The following is a 9,188-nucleotide window of genomic DNA, read 5'->3' on the forward strand; positions in this document are numbered from 1 at the left end:
GTTGCGACCAGCGGAATACGCGCGCCGACCCTGCCGGGGATCGACAATCCTAGCGCCGCGCGGTTGGAATAGGCGATCACCATGGCGTCGCCGTCGAAGACCGCCAGGTTTGAAGGCCAGCCGATCTCTATATGCAACTGCTCCACCACAGGCACTGCTAACTCGATCAGGCGAAAGTGAGGGTCATATCCGCGGCTCAGGGCTAGGGTCCGTCCAGTCACCTTGTAGGTCGCCTTTCCTGCCAGGCGATAGACGTAACCGCCCTCGATCAGCGTTTCAACAAGGCGCACCACAGTTGGCTGCGGTAATTTGCAGAGATTTGCGATGTCCGAGACAGCGATTGGTCCCTGCTCGCTGATGGCTCGCAGTACCGCCAGTCCTCTTTGCACAGCTCTGACCGGCTCAAAAACCGACATTGGGCAGTTGTCTCGGTTGTAATCCCCAATCGCCTAGCTTATGGCCTCGACCGGGTCCAGTGGCTTATTCCGCAGCCTGCGCGCGAGCGGCAGACGATAACGCGGCAGCCATGATCTCCCTTTGCTCCACCTCGTGCCGCTCAATCGATCCCCCCGCGGCTGCCGCCATCGCCGGCCGCCCGACATAGGTCAAGGGCCAGTTGGGCGCCATCTCGCTCAAGCTTTCCCGCACAAAAGACCACGCCCCTTGGTTGCAAGGCTCCTCCTGACACCAGACCATAGGGACACCTTGGTACAGCTGCAGTACCGCGGCGATTGTTTCGCTTGGGAAAGGATAAAGCTGTTCGATGCGGACCAGCGCCACATCGTCGATGCGCTCCTGCGCCATTGCAGCCTTTAGGGCGTAGGCCACCTTGCCCGAGCAGAGCACCACCTTGCTGCATGCCGCGGCAGTGGGGGGCTTGACGATGACTGGTTGGAAAGATGTTCCCTCGGCGATCTCATCGAGCCTCGAGACGCAGTCGCGCAAGCGCAGCAGCGACTTCGGCGCAATAAGGAACAGTGGTTTGCGGATCGTTGCTCGAAGCTGTCGGCGATAAAGGTGGAACAGGTTTGCCGGTGTCGAGGGATTTGCGACAACAAGATTGCCACCTGCGCAAGACTGAAGGATGCGCTCGATGCGGGCCGAGGAATGATCTGGACCCTGACCTTCGAGCCCATGCGGCAGGGCAATGATGAGGCCTGAGCTCATACGCCATTTCGCCTCGGCCGTTACAATGAACTGGTCGACGACCACCTGGGCGCCGTTCAGGAAGTCGCCGAACTGGGCCTCCCAAACCACMAGGCGCTCGGGGTCGGCCAGGCTCATTCCGTATTCGAAACTCAGCACGCCATATTCGATCAAAGGTGAGTTCACCGCGTCGAAGCGCGCGCCCGCTCGCGCTAGAGCCGCGAGCGGCGTTGTCGTCCGACCGGTGTGCCGGTCGTGCAAGGCCAAATGGCGCTGCGTGAACGTGCCTCTGACGCTATCCTGTCCGCTCAGCCRCACCGAGTTGCCTTCATCCAAAAGAGAGGCGAAAGCCAGAGCCTCTGCGGTTGCGATGTTGAAGCCGGCGTCCTTCTCGATTGTCTCCAGTCTTGCCTTCAGGAAGCTGCGCACTTTCGGGTCGGCTTCGAAGCCTTCGTCGACCACACTCATGYGTCGAGCCAAATCCACAAGGCGACTGCGAGCCACACCGGTCACGGTGCCGAAGGGGAAGGGGYCGGYGGGCTGCGGCGGGGCAAAAATGTCCGTCTGCCGTTCCGGTGTGCTGTTRAGCACCTGGTCATAGGTCGCATAGGCATGCTCGAGCGCCTCATGAAAGGCCTTGCGCTTCGCGTCCGCCATATCGAAGGCTACGGCTGAAGTGGCCCTGACGCGATTCGAATGTAGTTGCTTCAGGGTTGCCCGGTCGTCGACCTTGGACCAAGTCAGCGGCTGCGTGAAACGCGGTTCGTCGAGTTCGTTGTGGCCGTTGCGCCGGTAGCAGACCAAGTCGATGATTGCGTCCTTCCCGGTCGCGTTGCGCCATGCGACCGCAACGCGGGCTACTGCGGCGGCCGCGATTGGGTCATCGCCATTGACATGGAAGATCGGCACACCGAAGGCCTTGCCGATATCGCTCGGATGCGGCGAAGAGCGGCCCTCGGACGGGAGGGTCGTGAACCCAATCTGGTTATTGACGATAAGGTGGACTGTGCCCCCGACACTGTACCCGGCGAGCCCGGAAATTTGGAACAATTCCCAGACGAGACCTTGGCCGGCAAAGGCAGCATCAGTATGCATCAGGAAAGGCAGGACCTGCGACGCGCCATTTGCGCCAGCATTGGCCCTCGCCTTCTGCTCTTGCCGGGCGCGCGCCGCTCCAATGGCCACGGGCGCGACGACGATGAGATGGGAGGGGTGTGGCAGCAGGCGCACAGCCACCTGACCTGCGCCAGTATCGACCTGCGCTGCCAGACCGTTGTGGTAAGGCACGTCGCCGGTAAACGTCGCATCTTTGTCGGTGAGGTCGCGCCCTTTGATCTCGGCAATTAGCGCTGGGAGYGATTTGCCGAGAACCGTCGCAAGCGTCGCCAAGCGGCCCCGATGCATGCCACCAATCACTACCTCCTTAACACCCGCCTCGGCTGCGCTGCGAAAAATCTCGCGGGAGATGACAGCCGACGACTCTGCCCCCTCTATGCCGAAGCGCTTCTTCGTCGGCCATTTTGTTTTGATGAAATTTTCGAACTCGTCGGCCAGCATCACCGCCTCGAGCGTTCGCGCATAAACGTTTTGATCAGCTTCCGCGAGGATCTCGCGTTCAAACCGCTGATGAACCCATTCACGTTCACCAGCATCGAGTACATGACTGGCCTCGATCGCAGCCGTGCCGCAATAGATCGAGCCAAGTGTGGTGATCGCCTGCGATTTTGGCAACGTCATTTTCTGGCCGGCCAGCGTCAAGGCGATGGGCTCTTCGCCGGCTACAATCGAGTTCAGTTCCGGCACTGGGCTGCGGGCACTCCATTCAAGTGGATCGAGGCGGGCCTGCCGGTGACCATAGATCCGAAACAACTCGGCCAATCGTTCGCCGTTGTCGCTGATGTTCTGCGCCGGCGCCTCCATCATAGCGAGCTTGACGCGCCAGTCGGCTGGGACTGAGGCCGGGTCTTTCACAAAGCGTGCGTATAAATCCAGGAAAAAGGCGCTGTCGCCACTAAAGGGCAGAGTCATCGACGCTCGCTCTACGGCTTCATTGTTTCGGCGCCGATCAATAGAGGGCCCAAGAAGAAAGTCGTGGATTTTCGGATGCTATATTCATCTGATGAATAGATGGCGCCGTTTTCCTTGATGAACGAAGATACCTTCAGCATGGGGTGGGTCGGATCTGAACGAGGCTGAGCCACAAATGTACGGACTTCTTCACGGTACGCGGGTAATCGAGGGAGCCTCCTTCATAGCCGCTCCCTTCTGCGCCCTCTCGCTCGCCCAACTGGGCGCCGAGGTCATTCGCTTCGATCCGGTCGGCGGTGGTCCCGATTTTCATCGCTGGCCGCGCTGTCCAGGGGGCGGCAGTTTTTATTGGGAAGGTCTAAACAAGTCGAAGAAATCCATTGCCATCAATCTCTCGAACCCTCGGGGACGCGAGCTGGCCGTGGCACTGGTGACGGCCCCGGGTGATGGCGCGGGCATTTTCGTTACGAATTATCCGGTGGCCGGGTTCTTGTCGCACGATCGACTAGTCAGCCGACGTCCCGACCTCATCACGGCGCGTATTATGGGCCATGCCGACGGCGGCAATGCCGTCGATTATACTGTCAATTGCGCCATGGGCATCCCGATGATGACTGGCCCAGCCGACAATCCCATTCCGGTCAACCACGTTCTGCCCGCCTGGGACCTTTTGACCGGATCAATCGCCGCCACCAGCGTTCTCGCGGCGCTCATTAGTCGTCACGCCACCGGGTTGGGTCAGGAGGTCCGGGTGCCACTAAGCGATGTCGCCGCGGCAACTCTCGGCACGCTGGGCCAAGTGGCGGAGGTGATTGTTAACGGGCGTGATCGCCCCAAGATAGGCAATGACCTCTTCGGAGCTTTTGGTCGCGATTTTGTCACGGCAGACGGTCAGCGGTTGATGATTGTGGCTATTACCGGTCGCCAATGGGGCGGTCTCGTGCAGGCTCTTGAAATTCAAGCCGAGGTTGCGTCGCTGGAGGCTGAACTTGGTGTCTCTTTCGCGGAGGATGAAGGGCTTCGCTATGAATACCGTGATCGCCTGGGCGCGTTAGTTGCACATGTGGTTTCAGCGAGCTCGGCTGCTCAACTGACCGAACGGCTTGATGAAGCCGGCGCATGCTGGGGACCTTATCGCACAGTGTCAGAGGCAGTTGCCAGGGAGAAACCCTTCCAACCAGAAGGCCAGCTCTTCACAGAGGTGGACCACGTCAGCGGTTACACCTACCCAACGCCAGGTTATCCAGCGACGTTCCGAGAATTCCAGCGACATGCGCCTACACGAGCCCCGAACTTGGGGGAACATACGGAAGAGGTGCTGGCCGGCGTTCTCGCCTTACCCAGCCACGAGATAGCAGCCTTGCATGACAGCGGCGTCGTCCAGAGCGCAGGAGCCAAAGTGTGACAGTTAATCCAGATTTCGCTTCAGGCGCGTCGCTTATAGCTTTGGCGAACGATGCCATAACCGCCGCTGAATGCTACCTCGCTGGCGTCCGCAAAAAAATCGAAGCCCTGGTTGCCCCCCAGGGGGAGGTGGTTTCGCGCTCGCTTGATCGGTTTCAGCGGGCGGCCCACGGTTTTGCTTGGGTGRCAACATCGGTGGCTACACTCAATGCTGTTGCTGCCTGGGGTGCTCGGCATCTACAGGAAGGCAGCTTGCAGCGCGGCGACGAACTCGTAATCGCTATCGGGTTCGGCGAGTATCTTGGCCAGCTGGTGGGTGGCCTGCCGATGAGTCAAAACGAGATTTTGCGCCCGGCTGACCTTGAAGCTACCGGCGAGGCGTTGGTGCTTCAGCGCCATCCCTCAGTCGAGTCTTTCGTGGCTCATGGCAATTCTGCCGCGCACCGGGAGGAGCTTGTTTCTCTGACGGCGCAAGGAGAAGCCGTAAGTGAAAAGCTTGGCGACGACGATCTCGACATGATCCGGCTCGAGATGCGACGCTTCGCCAACGAGCGCATCCTACCCAATGCCCAAGGCTGGCACTTGAGGGACGAGTTGGTCCCGGACGAAATCATCGCTCAGATGGCGCAGCTCGGAGTGTTCGGCATCTGTATCGATCCCGCGTTCGGCGGATTGGGCCTCGGCAAACTCGCGATGTGTGTTGTGACCGAGGAGTTGAGCCGGGCCTGGATTGCAACCGGCTCGCTCGGCACACGCTCAGAGATCGCCGGTGAACTGATTGCAACTGCGGGAACCGCCGAGCAGAAGCAGCGGTGGCTTTCCCGAATTGCCTCGGGAGAAATCTTGCCGACCGCGGTGTTCACCGAGCCGGACACCGGGTCTGATCTTGCCAGTTTAAAGACCCGAGCGGCCAAAACGCTCGACGGCGGCTGGGTCATCCAGGGCAACAAGACATGGATAACCCATGCTTCGCGGAGCGATTTGATGACAGTGCTGGCCCGTACCAATCCCGGGTCGATCGGTCACGGGGGCCTTTCCATGCTGGTTGTCGAGAAGCCACGCGGCACCAGAGAGGATCCTTTTCCGTGTCCCGGCATGAGTGGCGGCGAAATAGAGGTTCTCGGCTATCGGGGGATGYGCGAGTACGACATCTCTTTTGATCGCTTTGTCGTGCAGCCTGGCGGTTTGCTTGGCGAGGTTGAGGGGCAGGGCTTTCGACAGTTGATGCGAACATTCGAGGGCGCGCGCATCCAGACTGCAGCTCGCGCGGTCGGCGTTGCACGTCGGGCGTTTGAGTTGGCGTTAGGCTATGCGCTGGAGCGCCGGCAATTTGGCCGATCGATCGTAGCCTTTCCGCGGGTATATGATAAGCTTGCGATGATGATCACCGAGATGGTGATGGCCCGCGAGATAACTTATTCCGCCGCTCGCCAGAAGGATTTGGGTGCGCGCTGCGATATCGACGCTGGCATGGCCAAGCTGCTCGCTGCCCGAGYTGCTTGGTCAAACGCCGACACCGGACTCCAGATCCACGGAGGTAATGGCTACGCGCTAGAATACGAGATATCGCGCATTCTCTGCGACGCCCGGATCTTGAACATCTTCGAAGGCGCTGCCGAGATCCAAGCACACGTCGTTGCCCGAGGCATCCTGCAAACRCAGTCCCGGGCCCGGCCTCAGTAAGGCATGCATGCTCTGCTCTCTAAGATCCGTTTCGTCAGCAGAGCGTCGGTTAACCCTCTGAAGGAGAAATCGAAACGCGGGAGCGAGGATCAGAGCTGGACATAGCACGTGACGGTTYGCCGCATGTAGTAGGAATATGGCGCGGTAACGATCTCGTCGGTTCCAGGCGAGAGCATGTTGCATGTTAACCCGCCCCGCCCGGTTCACATTCTTTGCTTAATGCAGGCGGTTGCGCGGGCATTCGCCAAGGTCGATCGCTGTCCGTCTTGAGTGAACGCGTCAAGCACTCGATTCCTGCATGRCAATGCTAGGTGGTTCGCTGACAACGTCAGATTGGAAGGCTCTTCGTGCCGTTCAACACACGTCGATCATCGACTCGTGGAACGCCTCGCGGCTTGTTGGGCAACAGCGGTTTGATCACACGCGACTCGAAGTCGGTCAGGGTCACATCGRYATGAGYCGATATGTGCTGAATCATGAAACGGCACGATCTTCTGGGTGCCGAGATCTGGGGCGCCGTGGCGCGACATGCCCGAGCCCTATGGGCCGCGCACCACCTGTTACAATCGCTTCATGCGATGGCGCAAGCCTGGCGTCTGGGATCGGAGATGGACGCCATCATCGCCGCCCACGATTGCGACATCCAGATGATCGACAGCACATCAGTTCGTGCCCACCAGCAGGCCGCGACGGCAAAAAAGGGGGGTGCAGATCACTGTCTCGGTCGATCGTGCGGCGGGCTCACGACCAAGATCCACGTCGTCGTTGATCGCAAGGCCTCCCGATGCGGCTCGACTTAACCGCTGGACAGACGCATGATGGGGCAGATCGCCGACACGCTGCTCGACCATGTCGGTCCGCGCACGATCATACTRGCTGACAAACATACGACGCCGACCGTATCCGCGAATTAATCCAGGCCAGGGTGCCAGGCCCAACATCCCGCCCAAGAGCAACCGACGTTGGAAGCCCTGCTCAACAAGCGCCTTATTCGAGGGCGCAACCTGATCGAACGCTTCTTCTCCAAGCTGAAGCATTTCCGCCGTATCGCAACCCGCTACGACAAGCTCGCCGCGAACTTCCTCGCCATCGTCCAGTTTGCCTCAATGCGTCTGTGGCTGCGCGCCAGTGCGTCTACGGCCTAGAACTTCTGTTGCAGAGGCATCGCGAGTTTCAGATCCGGCCGCGCGTGGAACCACCAGGTGCGGCCTATGGACGGCAATGTGCTTGCAATGCTGGTTTCGAACCCTACCGGCGGGCCAGTGCAGAGGAGTATGAGCACGCTTTCGGGCTGCTTCTTCCGCGAGCAAATTCCGGTCGGACGCGTCTGGGCAGCGGCATCGACTACAAAGTCGAGATGTTAGAACCCTCCACCTCGAAGCGCACTGGATTTGCCAGAGATGTGGACGTCCTCCCGGCACCGAGTCTTCTCCCCCAGGAGACCTTCGGCTGTGAGAACCTATGCCGATTTGGTATATCTGATAGCGACCCGGAAGACCTCCATTGGCCTATTCAACGGAATACGCTGCGATTAACGCGCAGCGCTCGCTTGTTACAGTTTGGGAACTCCTAGCTGAGCTGGATAAGGCCTCCATTCGCGCCCGCGATTGAGATGCGGCCCCGAAAGGCAGCTGATGCGCGCCAGGTATTAATTGTGTACGAGGTCGACAAGAATTTTTTGGGCGTTCTCAGGGAATCCGCATGTGATACATTTCAGAAAACAGCGGCCGTAAAGTAGAAATCAACACGGTAATAAGAAAGGAAGTTTTAATGCAGTTTTCAAGCGGCGAAATGYAAGATCGCGTACAACGGCTGCGCGCCGAATTGCGCGCTCGCAAACTAGATGCGCTGCTTATAGATGACTGCGAGACGGCTGCATACTACTTCAACTATGAATCGTCCCTGTCGTTTTATCGTGCTGGCCTCATCCCAGCTGATGGCGAGGCTTTTTTTGTATTGAGGTGGGTTGACGTCRCTCCGTTGCAGGAAAGGACATGGGTTGAGGACATTGTCGGCTTTGCCGACGAGGTGGACCCGGTGACGGCAATTGCACAGAAGATTCGCCAACGAGGGCTCGATCGCAAGCGCATCGGTGTTGACCTGCGGAGCCATGCCCTCACGGTCCACACCTTCGGGGCCTTAAAGCGCGAATTACCGCATGTCGATTTCGTCGACGTAGACAACCTGCCGTGGAAGCTTCGCAAGTTGAAGTCAAAAGCTGAACTGGAAAAGCTCCGCACGGCCAGCGCAATCAACGATGCCACAATGCGTGACGTAGTCAACACAGCAAGGTTAGGCGGCACCGAACGGGAGGCTGCACGGACGGCTGTCGAATCCTGCGTTCGGCACGGGGGTGACCCCGACTGGGCTGGGGTCGTCACTGCCGGTAGAGAAAAATGGGCCTCCCTTCACGGCCATCTTAGCGAGGCCCCGCTCCAGCAGGGAGATATCCTCCATATCGAACTGGCGCCTTCCTTCGAGGGCTATAGTTCGAGGATGATGCGCTGCGTGGTCTTGGGCGATATCCCGACGGAGTTAGACGTTCTATCTAGAAAGATGATTGAAATTCAGGACGAGCAGATTTCGGCCATGAAACCCGGTGCAGTTGCAAAGGACGTCGACCGCATTATGAGGCAAGGAGCGCTCGATAGTGGAATTCGGGATAGTTACCCAAATATCACTGGATACACACTGGGTTATTATTCAACCCGCTTAATACGCGGAAGTGATTTTACCTGGGTCTTCCTCCCGAATTCAGAATGGAACTTGGAGGAAGGTATGGTCTTCCATATGTATACCTCGGGCGGTGGAATTGCCATTAGCGAGACGGTCCTAGTCGGCCCGAGCGGTGGCGAAAGGCTAACTAAAATGGAGCGCCGGCTATTTTCCAGCAACCAACGCTTGGATTTACAATAAGTGCCGTCCTG

At 58.9% G+C, this 9,188-nt stretch carries 5 protein-coding genes and 1 pseudogene; 4 read left to right on the forward strand and 2 right to left on the reverse strand.

What is annotated here, in order from left to right; all coding sequences use genetic code 11:
- The coding region (locus ORS3428_RS04915) for a helix-turn-helix domain-containing protein (protein ID WP_122984371.1) at positions 1 to 416 on the reverse strand (416 nt) is incomplete at its 3' end.
- 64 nt (positions 417 to 480) lie between these two features.
- A complete protein-coding gene (locus ORS3428_RS04920; RefSeq protein WP_071095163.1) occupies positions 481 to 3,174 on the reverse strand; it encodes a 2-oxoglutarate dehydrogenase E1 component in 2,694 nt (897 codons plus the stop codon).
- Positions 3,175 to 3,349: 175 nt separating this feature from the next.
- On the opposite strand from ORS3428_RS04920, the gene ORS3428_RS04925 reads away from it, so the two are divergent.
- The 4 genes and pseudogenes from ORS3428_RS04925 (at position 3,350) to ORS3428_RS04945 (ending at position 9,177) form a co-directional block, all read left to right on the forward strand.
- Positions 3,350 to 4,579 (forward strand): CoA transferase, encoded by a 1,230-nt coding sequence (locus ORS3428_RS04925; RefSeq protein ID WP_071095165.1) that lies wholly within the window; start codon positions 3,350 to 3,352, stop codon positions 4,577 to 4,579.
- Entirely contained in the window at positions 4,576 to 6,261 is a 1,686-nt protein-coding gene (locus ORS3428_RS04930; RefSeq protein ID WP_201788290.1) for an acyl-CoA dehydrogenase family protein, read from the forward strand. Before ORS3428_RS04925 ends, ORS3428_RS04930 begins: the two co-directional genes overlap by 4 nt.
- A 489-nt stretch (positions 6,262 to 6,750) precedes the next feature.
- Positions 6,751 to 7,406 (forward strand): annotated as a pseudogene (locus ORS3428_RS32185) (IS5 family transposase); the annotation flags it as partial.
- Between the two features lie 625 nt (positions 7,407 to 8,031).
- Entirely contained in the window at positions 8,032 to 9,177 is a 1,146-nt protein-coding gene (locus tag ORS3428_RS04945) for a M24 family metallopeptidase (protein ID WP_083354987.1), read from the forward strand.
- Positions 9,178 to 9,188 lie beyond the last annotated feature (11 nt).

Origin of the sequence: Mesorhizobium sp. ORS 3428, assembly GCF_001854785.1 — a bacterium.
Classification (GTDB): Bacteria; Pseudomonadota; Alphaproteobacteria; order Rhizobiales; family Rhizobiaceae; genus Mesorhizobium.

Excerpts from the sequence above, each read along its gene's own strand:
- ORS3428_RS04925 (WP_071095165.1), top strand. The coding sequence starts at position 3,350 with ATGTACGGACTTCTTCACGGTACGCGGGTAATCGAGGGAGCCTCCTTC.